Origin of the sequence: Nonomuraea sp. NPDC050643 (assembly GCF_040654715.1) — a bacterium.
Taxonomy (GTDB): Bacteria; Actinomycetota; Actinomycetes; order Streptosporangiales; family Streptosporangiaceae; genus Nonomuraea.
In genome coordinates this window covers 276,059-290,682 of record NZ_JBFAIM010000007.1, presented here as the reverse complement: position 1 = coordinate 290,682, position 14,624 = coordinate 276,059, and the positions used below count along the sequence as shown (strand labels likewise).

Below are 14,624 nucleotides of genomic sequence, written 5' to 3'. Positions count from 1 at the left end.
CCTCTCCACCCGCTCGTACATGACCGCCACGGAGCGGTCTCAACCCTTACTTGATGCCCAGTGCGCCGGCGATTGCCTTCGCTGTCACCTCGATGATGTTGGGAACGTAGAAGATGACCCCAATGGCCACGGCCAGTATCAGGAACTGCACGAAACGTGTGATCTCACGGGTGAAGAGGAAGAAGAGCGCGACCACAGAGACGACAACGAGGAACAACGGGGCGAAGAACGCGCGCAGGAAGTCGGCGAGCCCTCCGGTGTCAATGCCGGTCGGTGTCGGGGTCGGCGTCATTTCGATCAAGGTGAGCACTACGGTCTTCAAGATCACTGTTTGTCCTCCCGGGGGGTACCGATCAGCAGCGCGGCCGTGCTTCTATCCAACGACCCGGCCGGCGCCGCGGATGTCTGCGACGAACCACTTGTCGCCCTGCTTCTCGACGGTCAGACGATAGGCCTGCTCCAGCGTGCCCCCGACCGCCGCGGGGTCGGTGGCATCGGGAGTGGGCGGGGCCTCGCCGTTCGGCACGGCCCACACCACGACCGCCTGGATCTCTCTGGTGGCACCCCCCACAGGCACCACGACTTCCTTGAGCTGCGAGAAGGTGAACGCGCCGCCGAAGCTCGGCAGGCTCTTGCCGGCCGCGACGTAGCGCTGCAGCCCGGACACGTTGCCGGACGCGTATTCCTTGAAGAAGCCCTCCAGTTGGGGCTTGAGTTCGGCGGCGGCCGCGTCGTCGGCCTCGGGCGCGGCCACCTGGGGCAGGTCGGCCGGGCCGGGGGCGGGCAGGATCGCGGGACGGCCCGCCACGACGAACCGCCTGCCGTTGTCGTCACCGGAGTAGTAGAGCGGCACCGACAGCATCAGCCGGCGCGGGCCTGACTGGAAGGCCACGCTGACCACGGCGTTCTTGGCGTCGGTGGCCTCGAGGTCGTAGGGCTGGATGGCGACGGCGGCCAGTTTCCCGTAGCCGTCCCAGCCCATCTGCGGGTCCATGCCCTGGGCCAGGAACGCCGCCAGTTTGCGCGACCTGCTCGCCGCGTCTTCCGGACTGAAATTCAGATAGACCCCGGCGAACTGGGCGGCGAAAGCCATCCCACGATCCACGGGGAAACCGTGCTGCACCTGCGCGACACCGTTGGGCGCCACCGCCCCTTGCTGGGTAAACCGCTCAAATGGTGCACGAATCCCATTCACCACGATAACCACAATAAGCGCCCACAGAATGATGCGGCCGGTCCACACCAGCCACCGTCCGCCGCCGCCGGACCAGCCACCGCGCCGCGGCCGGCGGGGCGGCGGCGCGTCGAAGTCAGCCGTGTCCAGGGTTGCGGAAAGCCCGGGCCCGTCAGCGATCCGAGGATCGTGCTGGACGGTAGACCTACGAGCCATCACGCCTCCGCTCGCGCCGATCCCCCCGGCTGGCGCGGTGTCGTCCGTTGCCGATCCCCATCATCCGCGGTGAAGTAGTCACCCTATCCGGTCTCCGCCATTGTTCCAGGAAAGCCACGCCCATGCTGCGGCATGACCGTCCACCACGGCAAACCGGGCCCGTATGAGAGGCCACAGTGGCGATTCCCGTCACTTCCCGACGGAAACGGCTTTTGACCAGGACAGACGCCTAAAATCGCGTAGCGCGGCGGCCACGGATTCCTGGCCAAAATAGGCATGGACTCCCGTGACCTGCGGATTTCGGCATGAGTCACGGGCGGAGAAGGTTCGTCTACGCGGGCTCCGGATCCTGCGTGGTCCGCGACTGCCGCCTGCTGTGGAGGTCCACCACCGTCGGCTGCACCGCCCGCTCAAGTGAGCCGCGCAGATCGGCCAGCATCTCGGCCGGCTCCCGCTCACGCATCAGGGACGCCATCTCGTTGCGCTCGTCGACCTTCCTCCGGAGGTACGCCTCGCGGTTCACACGCAGGCCGTACATGAGCTCGACTCTGATCAGGGCCAGCTCCTCCTCGAGGCTGATGCCCGTGAGTGTGGGCGCCGGGCGTCGTTTCCGGATGATGCGACGGATCATGAGGGCCTCCCGATTCAGCGTGAACGCCGTGACGATTCGACGCGCGGGGGCCCAAAGTGGTTGACGCATCAGTTGTCCCGGGATCAAGCGTCCGGCCGTAGCCGGGCATCAGTCGCCCAAGGGGGCTTCGCCGCCGTTCGCCGTCGGTAACCTACCGTAGCGAAAGCTCGCACTACGTGATTGGACTCCAAGACATGCGACGATTCGCCGCCGCCCTCGTTTCCGCCGCCGCGCTCACCGCGTACGCGTTCGCCGGGATCTCCCCTGCCATCGCGGCGCCGGCCTGGGTGACCTCCGACGAGTGCACCGACGACGGCGGCACCATCACCCCGGTCGGCGAGGGCATGGCCATCTGCAGCGGCGGCACCTGGGACCAGGAGCTCATCCACGACTGACGGCCGCGCCCTCTTCGCGCGCCGGCCGCAGGGCGCCGGCGCGCGCGGCGGCGAGCGTGACCCGCACGGCCTGCTCGGCGGTGTCGTCGTCGACCGGCTCGCCGGTCATGAGCAGGCGCAGGTAGATCGGCGCGGCGAGGGTCTTGATGAGCTCGGCGGGCTCGGTGCCGGCGGGCAGCTCGCCCCGCTCGACGGCGCGCGTGACCACGGGCTCGGCCCGTACGAGCCGGTCCTGGAAGACGTGACTCCTGGCCGCGGCGATCTCGGCGATGTGGGCCGCGCCGGTGAACATGGCCGCCAGGATCGCCCGCCCGGTCGGACTCGTGAACGACTGCACCAGAGCGCGCGCCAGGGCCCGCAGGTCGGTCTCGACGGCCCCGGTGTCGGGGACGGGGATGTCGGTCGCCAGGTGCTCGGAGAGGGCGTCGGTGAGCAGGCTCTCACGGTCCACCCAGCGCCGGTACACCGTCGTCTTGTGGACTCCGGCGCGCTGGGCGACGCCTTCGACGGTCAGGGCGGCGTAGCCCTTGTCCACGAGCTCGGCGAGCGTGGCCGCGTGGACCGCGGCACGGACCTTGGCGCCGCGGCCGACCGGTCGGGCGGTGGGACGATCCAACTCCATTGCAACTCCAAGTTGCGATATTGGCCGAAGAGGGGCAGGATCAATCTATCGCAACATGAAGTTGCGCTACCTCCCCTCTCCAAGGTGGCGATCATGTCGAACCCTCCCCGATGGAACTTCCACGCCATACCCGACCAGTCCGGGCGAGTGGCGGTGGTGACCGGGGCCAACAGCGGCATCGGCCAGGTCACGGCCCGCGAGCTGGCCCGCCGCGGCGCCCACGTCGTCCTCGCCTGCCGCGACCTCGCACGCGGCCGGGCCGCCCTCGACCGCCTGCGGGCCGAGATCCCGAACGCGCGGCTCGAACTGCGCCAGGTGGACCTGGCCAGCCTCTCCTCCATCCGCGACTTCGCCGCCGGATGGGACCACGACCGGCTCGACCTGCTGGTCAACAACGCCGGTGTCGCGATGGTGCCGTACGCCCTGACCGCCGACGGGTTCGAGTCCCAGTTCGGCATCAACCACCTGGGCACCTTCGCCCTGACCGGCCTGCTCCTGCCCCATCTGCTCGCCGCGCCCGAGCCGCGCGTGGTCACGGTCAGCAGCGAGGGCCAGCGCTTCGCCCGCTTCGAACCGGACAACCTCAACGCCGAGCGCTCCTACCGCGCGCCGCTCGCCTACGTGCAGTCCAAACGGGCCAACCTCTACTTCGCCATGGAGCTGCAGCGCAAGGCCGACGCCGCCGGGCTCGGGCTGCGCAGCATGGCCGTCGCGCCGGGGCTCACCCGCAGCAACGTCCTCACCGGCGGCGCCAACAGCGCCAGGGGCCCCGTGTACGCGAGCGCCGTCCGCCTGCTCGTCCGCGCGGCCTTCCGCCCGACCCCTGAAGGGGCCAAGACCTCCCTGTACGCGGCGACCGTCCCGGACCTGCCGGGAGGCAGCTACATCGTGCCCGACGGCCCCTTGCAGCTTCGCGGCGAGCCGACGCGGCGCACCCGCGAGCGCGCCATCGGCGACACCGCCACCGCCGACCGGCTGTGGCGGCTGTCCGAGGGTCTCACCGGCGTCACCTACTCCTGGTTGAATAAACGTTCATTCAATGTATAGAGTGCCCGCATGGCCAGAACACGTAAGGAACAGGCCGAATGGCGGCGAGAGCAGTTGCTCGACGCGGCCTTGACGGTCTTCGCCGCGAAAGGCGTCGACGGCGCCTCCGTCAAAGATCTCGCCGCGGCGGCGGCAGTGACGCCCGGTCTGCTCTACCGCTATTTCGACAGCAAGGAGGCCCTGGTCCAGGCGCTGCTGGCGGAGCGCGGGTTCCTGCCGCGGCTGCGCGAGCTGCTGACCGCCGACCACGGCGCCCGGCCCGCCAGGCAGGTGCTGACCGAGCTGCTGGAGGCGTTCGACCGCCTGCTCGCCGACAACGCCGACCTCGTGGCCGTGTTCTTCGGCACCACCCGGGCGCGGGCCGGGCTGGCCGAGCTCATGGCCGAGGGCCAGGGGCTCGTCGGCGGCTTCCTGACCGCGCGCGTCGCCGCCGGTGAGCTGCGCCCGCACGACGTCGCGACGGCGGCCAAGACCCTGCTCTCCGTCGTGGCCGTGAATCGCGGCATGGGCATCCCCGTCGACGTCGTACGGCTGGTCGATCTGCTGTTCCCCGAGGAAGGGTGACGATTCGATGCGTACCGAGAGCACGAGATGCGTCGTCGTCGGCGGTGGCCCCGCCGGGATGATGGCCGGGCTGCTGCTGGCCCGGCAGGGCGTCGAGGTGACCGTCCTCGAGAAGCACGCCGACTTCCTGCGGGACTTCAGAGGCGACACGGTCCACCCCTCGACGCTGGAGCTGATCGCCGAACTGGGCTGGATCGAGGAGTTCCTGGGCCTGCCGCACAGCAGGATGCACGAGGTCACCGTGAGCATCGGCGGACGGGCCGTCACCTTCGCCGACTTCACCCGGCTCCGCGTGCGGTGCCCGTACATCGCCTTCATGCCTCAGTGGGACGTGCTCGACTTCCTGGCCGGCAAGGCCGCCGCCCACCCCTCCTTCCGGCTCCTGCGGAGCACGGAGGCGACCGATCTGATCATGGAGGACGGGCGCGTCGCCGGTGTCCGGGCCGTCACCGCCGACGGGCCGCTCGACGTACGGGCCGGCCTGGTGATCGGCGCCGACGGCCGCCACTCCACGCTCCGCGGCCGGGCCGGGCTGGAGCCCACGGCCGGTTCACCGCCCATGGACGTGCTGTGGTTCCACCTGCCCCGCCGCGAAGGCGACCGGGTGCCCTTCTTCCAGGGCGGCAAGGGCGCGCTCGTCGCCATCGACAGAGGCGAGTTCTGGCAGCTCGCCTACACGATCCCGCCCGGCGCGTTCGCGGAGCTCCGGCAGGCCGGGCTGCCGGCGTTCAGGGAGCGCGTGGCGGGCCTGGCGCCGGCGCTGCGCGACCGCGTCGAGCGGATCGACGACTGGGACCTGGTCCATCAGCTCAGCGTCCGGGTGGACCGGTTGCGACGGTGGCACCGGCCGGGGCTGCTGTGCATCGGCGACGCCGCCCACGCCATGTCCCCGGCGGGAGGCGTGGGCATCAACCTGGCCGTGCAGGACGCGGTCGCCACCGCCAACCTGCTCGGCCCCGTGCTGCTGCGGGCGGGCCTGCCCGGTGAGGCGGACCTCGCCGCGGTGCAGGCGCGCAGGGAGCGGGCCACGAAGGTCACCCAGGCCTTCCAGCTCGGGATCCTGCGCGACCTCTACCCGAAGGGGGCGGCCGACGACACCGCCCAACACGTGCCGCCGATCTTCACCGCGTTCAGGGCCCTGCCGCCGCTGCGGCACGTGATGGGGCGCTTCATCGGGCTCGGGATACGACCCGAGCACATCGCCCCGCTCACGCGTTGAAGCCCGCTGACGCCTTGAACACCGTCTACACGTTGAAGCGGAACTCCACCACGTCGCCGTCGCGCATGACGTAGTCCTTGCCCTCGACGCGGGCCTTGCCCGCCGAGCGGGCGTTGGCGATGGAGCCGACCTCGACCAGCTCGTCGTAGGAGACGACCTCGGCCTTGATGAAGCCCCGCTGGAAGTCGGTGTGGATGACGCCGGCGGCCTCGGGCGCGGTGGCGCCCTTGCGGATCGTCCAGGCCCTGGTCTCCTTGGGCCCGGCCGTCAGGTAGGTCTGCAGGCCCAGCGTCTCGAAGCCGACCCTGGCGAGCTGGCGCAGGCCCGACTCCTCCTGGCCGACCGACTGCAGCAGCTCCAGCGCCTCCTCCTCGTCGAGCTCGACCAGCTCGGACTCGATCTTGGCGTCGAGGAAGACGGCCTCGGCCGGCGCGACGAGCGCGGAGAGCTGCTCCCTGAGCGCGGAGTCGGTCAGCTCGTCGGCGTCGAGGTTGAACACGTAGAGGAACGGCTTGGCCGTCAGCAGGTGCAGCTCGCGCAGCTCCTCGCCGTCGAGCCCGCTCTCGAAGACGGTCTTGCCGGTCTCCAGGACGGCCAGCGCGGCCTCCGCGGCCTCCAGCGCGGCCTTCTTGTCCTTGTTGTTGCGCGACTCCTTCTGCAGGCGCGGGATGGCCTTCTCGACCGTCTGCAGGTCGGCCATGATCAGCTCGGTGTTGATGGTCTCGATGTCCCGCTTCGGGGAGATCTCGCCGTCCACGTGGGTGACGTCGGGGTCGTTGAAGACCCGGATGACCTGACAGATCGCGTCGGTGTCGCGGATGTTGGCGAGGAACTGGTTGCCCCTGCCCTGCCCCTCGGAAGCACCCTTGACCAGGCCCGCGATGTCGACGAACTCGACCTTGGCGGGCAGGATGCGGGCCGAGCCGAAGATCTCGGCCAGCTTGGGCAGGCGGTCGTCCGGCACGCCGACGATGCCCACGTTGGGCTCGATGGTGGCGAACGGGTAGTTCGCCGCGAGCGCGTTGCCGGTCTTGGTCAGCGCGTTGAAGAGCGTGGACTTACCGACGTTGGGCAGGCCGACGATGCCGATGGAGAGACTCACGAAGAGCGAGTTTACTTGCTCAGCACGTCCAGACAGGTCACGGGACGGTAGGCTCCCGCGGCCCGAAGGTAGCGCCGCGAGGTCGGCGGGCAGTACGCGGGCGCCGTCTCGAACGACAACACCCTGGCCCAGGCGTCCGGCGAGTCACACGGCACACGCGCGACGGCCGACCTGGCGAGCACGTCGGTGGCCGGCCGGGCCACGCACGAGCCCCGGTCGAGCACCTGGCCGCCCGGGCCCAGGCAGACCACCTGGGAGTCGCCCTCCAGGGTGTCGAGGGTGCCCGCGGGGCAGGCGCCGGGCTCGGACGTGATGGCGACGGCCCTGCCGTACCAGCCGGGGTGCGCACAGGCGCGCTCGCGGCCGTCGAGCGTGACGCAGTCGCCCGCCCTGAGCAGGCCGCCGCCTCCGCCGGGGGCGCCGGGGTGGGGGTCGACGAAGTTGCGCACGCACGCCGTACGGCCGGAGCCGGTGCGCAGGACGTCGTCGGTGTCCTCGGGGCAGTCGCCGGGACCCGGCGGGTCGGGGGCCACGGCCATCACCTCCGACTCACCGCCGTTGCAGGCGGTCAGCGCGTACGTGTCGGTGACGCACGCGCCCGGCGTCCAGCGCAGCACGGGGCGGGGGCGGTCGCCGCCCGAGCCCGCGATGACGGCCCCGGCCAGCGCGATCAGGCCGACGCCCACCGCGGTGCCGGCGGCGGCCAGCTTCGGTAGCGTGTCCACCCCAGTACTCTGGGTGACGGGTGATGTGCCGCACAAGCGGAACGCCCAAGCGTGTCGGGAAGATTCGCGCGCCGAAGTCCGCAATCATCGATGGAGTGGACGTCGTGTCGCTTCTCATAGGTCTCGCCGTCGGGCTGCTCGTCGGTTTCCTCCTGGCCAGAACGCGAGCGGCGGTGCGGGTGGCCGAGGCCGACGCGCGCGCCAGGTCGGCCGCGGAGAAGCTGGTCTACGTGGAGGAGCAGCTCGCCGAGCGCTTCCAGGCACTGTCCACGCGGGCGCTCGACGTCAACAACGTACGTTTCCTCGAGCTGGCCGAGACCAGGTTCGCCGCCACGCGCGCGGAGGCCACCGGCGATCTCGAGCAGCGCAAGCAGGCCGTCGAGCACCTGGTGGAGCCGCTGAAGGACGCCCTCGCCCGGGTCGAGTCGCAGCTCCGCGACACCGAGTCGGGCCAGGTCGCGGCGCGGGCGGAGCTGGCCAAGCAGATGGAGTTCGTCCGGCAGAGCCACGAGCAGCTCCGCTCCCAGACCACCGCCCTGGTCAGGGCGCTGCAGCGGCCCGAGGCCCGCGGGCGCTGGGGCGAGCTGCAACTGCGCCGGGTCGCCGAGATCGCCGGGATGCAGCGCTACTGCGACTTCGACGAGCAGGTCACCGAGGGCTCCATGCGGCCCGACATGGTCGTGCGGCTGGCCGGCGGCAAGAACATCGTGATCGACTCCAAGGTCTCGCTGGCGGCCTATCTGGAGGCCGCTGAGGCATCGGACGAGTCACTCGCGACCGTACGCCTCGACGCGCACGCCCGGCACGTACGCGAGCACGTCGACCGGCTGGCGGCCAAGACCTACTGGCAGGGGTTCAACCCGTCACCGGAGTTCGTGGTGCTGTTCATCCCCGGCGAGGCGTTCCTGGCCCCGGCCCTCGAACGCGATCCCGGCATGCTGGAATACGCCATGACGCGGCGGGTGCACATCGCCACCCCGACGACGCTGATCACGATGCTGCGCACGGCGCACTACGCCTGGCAGCAGGCCGCGCTGAGCGAGAACGCGCGGGCGGTGTTCGAGCTGGGCAAGGAGCTGTACGAGCGGCTGTCGTCCCTGGGCCGGAACGTCGAGTCGCTGGGCAAGGCGCTGACGCGGGCCGTGGAGGCGTACAACAAGTCGGTCGGATCTCTCGAAAGCCGCGTCCTGGTCACCGCGCGCAAAATGCACGATCTGGGCGTTGTGGACGGCGATCTCGACTCCCCGGAGATGCTCGAAGCGCTGCCCAGACCCCTGGCCTCCCCCGAACTGCTCGAAACCTCGTCTCTGATTTCACACTCGAACGGTAAGTTGGCCAACGGGTCGCAGTAGACGGGGGTGGGCCAGTGGGTGAGAAAGGCAGGCGTTCAGCCGTCAGGCTGACCGCTCGCGGCGCCATCGCGCTCGCCCTGATGGCCACCCTGGCGGGCTATGTGCTCACCGCCCTGTTCGACGTCTCCCACATCGTGGGCGCGGCGTTCGTGCTGTCCAGCACGCTCGGCGTGCTGCTGGTCAACCGGCGCGAGCTGCTGTCGCTGGTGGTGACGCCGCCGCTGGTGTTCTTCTGCGCCACGCTGTTCGTCGAGCTCGGGCGGGCGTTCGGCTCGGTGTCGATCGTGCAGTCGCTGGCCCTCGGGCTCTACACCTCGCTGACGCAGGGGGCGCCGTGGCTGTTCGCGGGCTCGGCCGTCGTGCTGGGCGTGGCGTGGCGGCGCGGGCTCCGCGACAACGTACGCGAGCTGCGGGAGGAGCTGAAGGCGGGCGCGGAGGTGCCGCGCCCGCGCCAGCCGTTCGTGCCCGAGCCCGAGGGCTATTTCGAGCCCAAGGTCTACGGGAGCCCGCGCGGCGAGGACTAAGAGGCCCGCAGGTCCTTACGCAGCTCGTGGGGCAGGGCGAAGCGCATGTGCTCCTCCACCGGCTGCACCTCCGACACGTCGCCGAAGCCGTGCGTGGCCAGGCGGGCCAGCACCTCGTCGACGAGCTCCTCGGGCACCGAGGCGCCGGAGGTCACGCCGACCGTGGTGACGCCGTCGAGCCACTCGTCACGGATGAACGTGGCGTTGTCGACCAGGTAGGACTCCTTGGCGCCATAGTCTTTGGCCACCTCGACCAGCCGCTTGGAGTTGGAGGAGTTTTCCGAGCCGACCACGATGACCAGCTCCGACTCGGCGGCGATCTCCTTGACCGCGACCTGCCGGTTCTGGGTGGCGTAGCAGATGTCGTCGCTGGGCGGGTCGATCAGCGTGGGGAAGCGCTCCTTGAGCCGGGCGACGGTCTCGGTGGTCTCGTCGACCGACAGCGTGGTCTGCGACAGCCACACCAGCTTGCTGGGGTCCTTGATCTCCACCTTGTCGACCGCGTCGAGCCCGTCGACGAGCTGGATGTGGTCGGGCGCCTCGCCGGAGGTGCCCTCGACCTCCTCGTGGCCTTCGTGCCCGATCAGCAGGATGTCGTAGTCGTTCGCGGCGAACCGCTTCGCCTCGTTGTGCACCTTCGTGACCAGCGGGCAGGTGGCGTCGATCGTCCGGAGACCGCGCTCCTTCGCCTCGCCGTGCACCGCGGGAGAGACGCCGTGGGCGGAGAACACCACGATCTCCCCCTCAGGCACCTCCTCGGTCTCCTCGACGAAGATGGCGCCCCTGGCCTCGAGCGTCTTGACGACGTGGGTGTTGTGAACGATCTGCTTGCGTACGTAGATCGGCGCACCGTACTGCTCCAGAGCCTTCTCGACCGCTACCACGGCTCGATCGACTCCGGCACAGTAGCCCCGTGGCTTGGCTACGAGGACTCTGCGGGAAGTGGGGGTCTGGGGCTCCATACTTTCTATGCTACGTGGAGCGGCCATCTGGCCCGCGCGTGCGGGGTTGCCCGCAGTTTGCCAGACTAGCCGTCCAATACTGACCTCCCAGGGAGACGTTCATGTCCCTCAGCGACGTGATACGCAACATCGCAAAAACCGTGACCAACAAGGACGAGTTGAAGGAAAAGGCCAAGGACCTGCCGCTTCTCGTCGTCCAGACCACCCTGAGCGCCGCCGGACAGGCGCTGCTCCTGGTGGACCGCATGAAGAACTCCATCAAGGGCATCGGCTCCAAGGAGGAGCGCGAGGAGAAGGAGTACGACTCCCGCCCCACCGCCGCCGAGCAGGTGGCCGCCGCCCCGGCCGAGGCCGAGGAGGACAAGCCGGGCCGCAAGGAGCCGGTCATCTTCGCGCCCCGCCCCGGCACGGCCGAGCCCAACGGCGTCGCCAAGACCAAGCCGGACCCCGTCATCTTCACGCCCGCGGCCAAGCCGGAGACGTCGGAGAAGGCCGAGACGGTCGTCGTCGCGGAGCCGGACCTCGCCCCGCAGGCCGAGGCCGCGACCAAGACCGAGACGGCCCCCAAGCCCGTCGCCGAACCCGCAGCCGAGCCCGTCGCGGAGCCGAAGGCCGCCGAGCCGATCGTGGAGCCCGCGCCCGAGCCCGAGCCCGTCGTGAAGCCTGTCGTGAAGCCCGTCGCCGAGCCGAAGGCCACCAAGCCCAGGGCCACCAGGGCCACCAAGGCCAAGGCCGCCGCGCCGAAGGCCGCGGAGCCCACCGTCGCTCCCGAACCGCAGGCGGCTCCCGAGCCCACCCCCGCTCCCGAGCCCACCCTCGCGGCCGAGCCCGTCACCTCCGCGGCCGTCGACCTGCTGGAGCCGCTGCCCGGCTACTCCGAGCTGACCGTCGCCTCCCTGCGCGCCAGGATGCGCGGCAAGACGGCCGACCAGATCTCCGACTTCCTGGTCTTCGAGCGGGCGAACGCGGCCCGCCCCGAGGTCATCCGCATGTTCGAGAACCGTCTCGCCAAGCTGCAGGCCGGGGAATAGGTCGCACCGAACCCGTAGTCTTCCGCCATGACGTCGAAGACCACGCCAGAGGCTCCCCTGCCGATCCGCACCGTCCTGCAAATGGTGGGCGGCTGGATCGGCAGACTCGGCACGGTCTGGGTCGAGGGCCAGATCACCGACCTGAGCGCGCGTGGCGGCACGGTGTTCCTGACCCTGCGCGACCCCGTCGCCAACGTGTCCGCCAGGGTCACCGCTCCACGCGGCGTCTATGAGGCGGCGGTCCCGAGGCCGGCCGACGGCGCCAGGGTCGTGGTGCACGTCAAGCCCGACTTCTGGGTCAACAGGGGCTCGTTCGCCTTCACCGCGATGGAGATCCGTCCGGTCGGCGTGGGCGAGCTGCTGGCCCGGCTCGAGCGCCTCAGGCAGTTGCTGGCCGCCGAGGGGCTGTTCAACGCCGACAGGAAGCGGCGCCTGCCCTTCCTGCCGGGCACGATCGGGCTCATCTGCGGCCGCGACTCGGCGGCCGAGCGCGACGTGCTGGAGAACTCCCGGCGGCGCTGGCCGGCCGTGCGGTTCACGGTCGAGGAGGTCGCCGTCCAGGGGCCCTACGCGGTGGGCGAGGTGACCGAGGCGCTGCGCAAGCTCGACGCCGACTCCTCGGTCGACGTGATCGTCATCGCCCGTGGCGGCGGCTCGCTCGAAGACCTGCTGCCGTTCTCCGACGAGACGCTCGTGCGCGCGGTGGCCGCCTGCCGCACCCCGGTGGTGAGCGCGATCGGCCACGAGCAGGACAGCCCGCTGCTCGACATGGTGGCCGACGTACGCGCCTCCACCCCCACCGACGCGGCCAAGAAGGTCGTGCCCGACGTCGGCGAGCAGCTCACGCTGGTGCGCCAGTTGCGCGACCGGGGCCGCAGGGTGCTCAACGGCTGGCTCGACCGGGAGATGTCGTGGCTGACGTCCGCGCGCTCGCGGCCCTCGCTGGCCGACCCCGTACGCGAGCTGGAGCGCAGGGCCGAGCAGGTCGAGGCGCTGCGCGACCGGACCAGGCGTTCGCTGTCCGGCTCGCTCGACCGCGCCACCGATGACCTCGCCCATCTGCGCGCCCGCCTGGTCGCCCTGTCCCCGGCGGCCACGCTGGAGCGCGGCTACGCGATCGTGCAGCACCCGTCGGGCGACGTGGTCCGCCTGGCCAAGGACGTCGCCCCCGGCTCCGTGCTGACGATTCGCCTCACCGACGACCGCCTCACCGTCCGCACCGAAGAGCCCACCGACTCCGCCACCTGACCGCACCCGGGCGAAACGGGAGGCGCGGACTCCGCCCGAGGTCTAGGTTCGGCACATGAGAGGACTCGCGCAGGTCGCTCAGCACGCCGACGACCTCGACAGGGCCACCGCTTTCTACCGCGACGTGCTGGGCCTGCGGCACATCGCCACCTACCGGCCGCCCGGGCTGGCCTTCTTCGACCTCGACGGCGTACGCCTGCTGATCGAGAAGGGCGCCCCCTCGGCCGTCCTCTACCTCGCCTCCGACGACCTCGAGGCGGACGTGGCCCGGCTGCGGGCCCACGAGGTCGCGATCGTCGAGGAGCCGCACCTGGTCTTCACCGACGACGGCACGTTCGGGACGCCGGACAAGGAGATCCGCATGGCCGCGTTCCGGGACTCGGAGGGCAACCTGCTCTGTCTCATGACATAGACCCTCAGGACAGAGACCCTCAGGACAGAGACCCTCAGGACAGAGAGCCGGTCACGGCCGAGGCCAGGCCGGCCAGGCCGGATTTGATCTCCTCGATCGTCATCCCGCGCTCCTCGCGCTGAAAGGCGATCAGACAGGCGTTGACCGGCGCGAGCAACGCGTCCGCCAGATAGGCGGCGTCGGCCCGCGGGCACGCCTGCGCCAGCAGCGTGGCCAGATGGATGTGGTGCACCTGGTAGGGCCGGCTGCGGCCGCTCCCCTTCTCCAGCAGCATGAACAGTCCCTGCTGCGCCACGATCCGATCGACCAGCGCGTGCAGGAACGCGACGATCCGCTCACCGGCGGGCGCGCCGGGCCCCAGCGGCGGCGGACCGGACAGGAAGGCGGCCTGGAACCGCCGCTCGCGCTCGTCGATGAGCGCCAGGATCAGCCCCGCGCGGTCGCCGAAACGCCGGTAGACGGTGCCCACCCCGACTCCGGCGGCGCGGGCCACCTCGTCGAGCGAGAGGGCGTCGGCCCCATGCTCGGCGACCATCTGGGCGGCAACCTCGATGATCTTCTGCCGGTTCCTGGCGGCGTCGGCCCGCTCCGGCTGAGGTTGCCCGAGAACGGGCAGAGATCGGCGCACGGCAGGAGCATACCGCTTGTAAACGGAGAGCTCTCCGGTTAATCTTCCGAATCGGAGAACTCTCCGATTAGAGGAGCCGAGAATGCCCAACGAGTTCAACCAGCAGGTCATCGACGAGTTCCGGGCCAACGAGGGCCAGGTCGGCGGCATGTTCGAGGGAGCGCCTCTGGTGTTGCTGACCACCAAGGGCGCCAAGAGCGGCCGGCAGACGACCACACCGGTGATGTACGTGGAGGACGGCGACCGCTACGTGATCATCGCCTCCAACGGCGGCGCGGACCACCACCCCGCCTGGTATCACAACCTGCGGGCCACCCCGGAGGGCATGGCGGAGGTCGGGACGGAGACGTTCGAGGTCGAGGCCGTGTTCGTCGAGGGCGAGGAGCGCGACCGGCTCTACGCCCGGATGGTGGCGCAGGCCCCCGGCTTCGCCGAGTACGAGGCCAAGACCACCCGCCGCATCCCCGTGGTCGCCCTGCTCAGAACGGCCGCCTAGAGGACGGCACGGACGTCAGAAGGGTGCGTCGTCGTGGCCCGACCCGGGATCGGAACGGCGGGCCATGGCGGCGGCGAGCTTCACCCGGGCACCCTGCAGCCACTCCTCGCAGACGGACGCCAGCTTCTCGCCCCGCTCCCAGAGCTCGATCGACTGCTCCAGGGTGAGCCCGCCGGTCTCCAGGCGGCGCACCACCTCGGTCAGCTCCTCGCGGGCCTGCTCATATGAGGGTGCCTTCTCGTCTGCCACGCAACCACCCTAGACGTGCCGGCCGAC

General features: G+C 70.4%; 19 protein-coding genes. 10 read left to right on the top strand and 9 right to left on the bottom strand.

The window, feature by feature from the left end; genetic code table 11:
* Positions 1-46: 46 nt before the first annotated feature.
* From AB0I15_RS12160 to AB0I15_RS12150, 3 genes are all read right to left on the bottom strand, one after another.
* Positions 47-292, bottom strand: a complete 246-nt coding sequence (locus tag AB0I15_RS12160) for a hypothetical protein (RefSeq protein WP_358093670.1) — start codon at positions 290-292, stop codon at positions 47-49.
* A gap of 81 nt (positions 293-373) precedes the next feature.
* Positions 374-1,105 carry a conjugal transfer protein gene (locus tag AB0I15_RS12155; RefSeq protein ID WP_358093589.1) on the bottom strand — a complete coding sequence of 244 codons (732 nt, stop codon included), beginning with the start codon at positions 1,103-1,105 and terminating at the stop codon, positions 374-376.
* Positions 1,106-1,721: 616 nt separating this feature from the next.
* Positions 1,722-2,021: a hypothetical protein gene (locus tag AB0I15_RS12150; protein WP_358093587.1), complete on the bottom strand. Its 300-nt coding sequence runs from the start codon at positions 2,019-2,021 to the stop codon at positions 1,722-1,724.
* A gap of 194 nt (positions 2,022-2,215) precedes the next feature.
* Between AB0I15_RS12150 and AB0I15_RS12145 the strand changes: the two genes are divergently transcribed.
* Positions 2,216-2,416, top strand: a complete 201-nt coding sequence (locus AB0I15_RS12145) for a hypothetical protein (protein WP_358093584.1) — start codon at positions 2,216-2,218, stop codon at positions 2,414-2,416.
* On the opposite strand, the gene AB0I15_RS12140 is transcribed toward AB0I15_RS12145, so the two are convergent.
* The gene (locus AB0I15_RS12140; RefSeq protein ID WP_358093581.1) at positions 2,403-3,038 is read right to left on the bottom strand and encodes a TetR/AcrR family transcriptional regulator; all 636 of its coding nucleotides are present in this window, start codon (positions 3,036-3,038) and stop codon (positions 2,403-2,405) included. The two genes, AB0I15_RS12145 and AB0I15_RS12140, sit on opposite strands and share 14 nt — an antisense overlap.
* Before the next feature lie 93 nt (positions 3,039-3,131).
* Here AB0I15_RS12140 and AB0I15_RS12135 point away from each other — a divergent pair, with 93 nt between their 5' ends.
* The 3 genes from AB0I15_RS12135 to AB0I15_RS12125 are packed head-to-tail and all read left to right on the top strand — an operon-like array spanning position 3,132 to position 5,868.
* The gene (locus tag AB0I15_RS12135; protein WP_358093578.1) at positions 3,132-4,085 is read left to right on the top strand and encodes an oxidoreductase; all 954 of its coding nucleotides are present in this window, start codon (positions 3,132-3,134) and stop codon (positions 4,083-4,085) included.
* A gap of 9 nt (positions 4,086-4,094) precedes the next feature.
* Entirely contained in the window at positions 4,095-4,649 is a 555-nt protein-coding gene (locus AB0I15_RS12130; RefSeq protein ID WP_358093575.1) for a TetR family transcriptional regulator, read from the top strand.
* A gap of 7 nt (positions 4,650-4,656) precedes the next feature.
* Positions 4,657-5,868, top strand: a complete 1,212-nt coding sequence (locus AB0I15_RS12125; protein WP_358093572.1) for an FAD-dependent oxidoreductase — start codon at positions 4,657-4,659, stop codon at positions 5,866-5,868.
* Positions 5,869-5,893: 25 nt separating this feature from the next.
* Here the strand turns inward: AB0I15_RS12125 and ychF are convergent, their stop codons facing one another.
* On the bottom strand, positions 5,894-6,970 hold the full coding sequence (gene ychF / locus AB0I15_RS12120; protein ID WP_358093569.1) for a redox-regulated ATPase YchF: 1,077 nt from the start codon (positions 6,968-6,970) through the stop codon (positions 5,894-5,896).
* Between the two features lie 11 nt (positions 6,971-6,981).
* Positions 6,982-7,695, bottom strand: coding sequence for a hypothetical protein (locus tag AB0I15_RS12115; protein ID WP_358093566.1), 714 nt, complete (start codon positions 7,693-7,695; stop codon positions 6,982-6,984).
* An 86-nt stretch (positions 7,696-7,781) separates the two neighbouring features.
* Between AB0I15_RS12115 and rmuC the strand changes: the two genes are divergently transcribed.
* Both rmuC and AB0I15_RS12105 read left to right on the top strand, forming a co-directional pair.
* The gene (rmuC, locus tag AB0I15_RS12110) at positions 7,782-9,047 is read left to right on the top strand and encodes a DNA recombination protein RmuC (protein WP_358093667.1); all 1,266 of its coding nucleotides are present in this window, start codon (positions 7,782-7,784) and stop codon (positions 9,045-9,047) included.
* A 14-nt stretch (positions 9,048-9,061) separates the two neighbouring features.
* On the top strand, positions 9,062-9,571 hold the full coding sequence (locus AB0I15_RS12105) for a DUF6542 domain-containing protein (protein ID WP_358093563.1): 510 nt from the start codon (positions 9,062-9,064) through the stop codon (positions 9,569-9,571).
* Here AB0I15_RS12105 and AB0I15_RS12100 read toward each other — a convergent pair.
* Positions 9,568-10,533 (bottom strand): 4-hydroxy-3-methylbut-2-enyl diphosphate reductase, encoded by a 966-nt coding sequence (locus AB0I15_RS12100; RefSeq protein WP_358093560.1) that lies wholly within the window; start codon positions 10,531-10,533, stop codon positions 9,568-9,570. The two genes, AB0I15_RS12105 and AB0I15_RS12100, sit on opposite strands and share 4 nt — an antisense overlap.
* Before the next feature lie 101 nt (positions 10,534-10,634).
* On the opposite strand from AB0I15_RS12100, the gene AB0I15_RS12095 reads away from it, so the two are divergent.
* The 3 genes from AB0I15_RS12095 to AB0I15_RS12085 are packed head-to-tail and all read left to right on the top strand — an operon-like array spanning position 10,635 to position 13,224.
* A complete protein-coding gene (locus AB0I15_RS12095; RefSeq protein ID WP_358093557.1) occupies positions 10,635-11,564 on the top strand; it encodes a hypothetical protein in 930 nt (309 codons plus the stop codon).
* Positions 11,565-11,591: 27 nt separating this feature from the next.
* On the top strand, positions 11,592-12,812 hold the full coding sequence (gene xseA / locus AB0I15_RS12090) for an exodeoxyribonuclease VII large subunit (RefSeq protein ID WP_358093554.1): 1,221 nt from the start codon (positions 11,592-11,594) through the stop codon (positions 12,810-12,812).
* A gap of 55 nt (positions 12,813-12,867) precedes the next feature.
* Positions 12,868-13,224, top strand: a complete 357-nt coding sequence (locus tag AB0I15_RS12085; protein ID WP_358093551.1) for a VOC family protein — start codon at positions 12,868-12,870, stop codon at positions 13,222-13,224.
* Positions 13,225-13,258: 34 nt separating this feature from the next.
* Here AB0I15_RS12085 and AB0I15_RS12080 read toward each other — a convergent pair whose 3' ends face one another.
* Entirely contained in the window at positions 13,259-13,852 is a 594-nt protein-coding gene (locus AB0I15_RS12080; RefSeq protein ID WP_358093548.1) for a helix-turn-helix domain-containing protein, read from the bottom strand.
* A gap of 82 nt (positions 13,853-13,934) precedes the next feature.
* On the opposite strand from AB0I15_RS12080, the gene AB0I15_RS12075 reads away from it, so the two are divergent.
* Positions 13,935-14,348 (top strand): nitroreductase family deazaflavin-dependent oxidoreductase, encoded by a 414-nt coding sequence (locus AB0I15_RS12075; protein WP_358093545.1) that lies wholly within the window; start codon positions 13,935-13,937, stop codon positions 14,346-14,348.
* A gap of 15 nt (positions 14,349-14,363) precedes the next feature.
* On the opposite strand, the gene AB0I15_RS12070 is transcribed toward AB0I15_RS12075, so the two are convergent.
* On the bottom strand, positions 14,364-14,597 hold the full coding sequence (locus AB0I15_RS12070) for an exodeoxyribonuclease VII small subunit (RefSeq protein ID WP_358093542.1): 234 nt from the start codon (positions 14,595-14,597) through the stop codon (positions 14,364-14,366).
* Positions 14,598-14,624 lie beyond the last annotated feature (27 nt).

What these genes read in the sequence shown, in the direction of transcription:
- AB0I15_RS12160 (WP_358093670.1), bottom strand. Translation starts at nt 292, where the DNA reads ATGACGCCGACCCCGACACCGACCGGCATTGACACCGGAGGGCTCGCC.
- AB0I15_RS12150 (WP_358093587.1), bottom strand. Translation starts at nt 2,021, where the DNA reads ATGATCCGTCGCATCATCCGGAAACGACGCCCGGCGCCCACACTCACG.
- AB0I15_RS12145 (WP_358093584.1), top strand. Translation starts at nt 2,216, where the DNA reads ATGCGACGATTCGCCGCCGCCCTCGTTTCCGCCGCCGCGCTCACCGCG.
- AB0I15_RS12140 (WP_358093581.1), bottom strand. Translation starts at nt 3,038, where the DNA reads ATGGAGTTGGATCGTCCCACCGCCCGACCGGTCGGCCGCGGCGCCAAG.
- AB0I15_RS12135 (WP_358093578.1), top strand. Translation starts at nt 3,132, where the DNA reads ATGTCGAACCCTCCCCGATGGAACTTCCACGCCATACCCGACCAGTCC.
- AB0I15_RS12130 (WP_358093575.1), top strand. Translation starts at nt 4,095, where the DNA reads ATGGCCAGAACACGTAAGGAACAGGCCGAATGGCGGCGAGAGCAGTTG.
- AB0I15_RS12125 (WP_358093572.1), top strand. Translation starts at nt 4,657, where the DNA reads ATGCGTACCGAGAGCACGAGATGCGTCGTCGTCGGCGGTGGCCCCGCC.
- AB0I15_RS12100 (WP_358093560.1), bottom strand. Translation starts at nt 10,533, where the DNA reads ATGGAGCCCCAGACCCCCACTTCCCGCAGAGTCCTCGTAGCCAAGCCA.
- AB0I15_RS12095 (WP_358093557.1), top strand. Translation starts at nt 10,635, where the DNA reads ATGTCCCTCAGCGACGTGATACGCAACATCGCAAAAACCGTGACCAAC.
- xseA (WP_358093554.1), top strand. Translation starts at nt 11,592, where the DNA reads ATGACGTCGAAGACCACGCCAGAGGCTCCCCTGCCGATCCGCACCGTC.
- AB0I15_RS12085 (WP_358093551.1), top strand. Translation starts at nt 12,868, where the DNA reads ATGAGAGGACTCGCGCAGGTCGCTCAGCACGCCGACGACCTCGACAGG.
- AB0I15_RS12075 (WP_358093545.1), top strand. Translation starts at nt 13,935, where the DNA reads ATGCCCAACGAGTTCAACCAGCAGGTCATCGACGAGTTCCGGGCCAAC.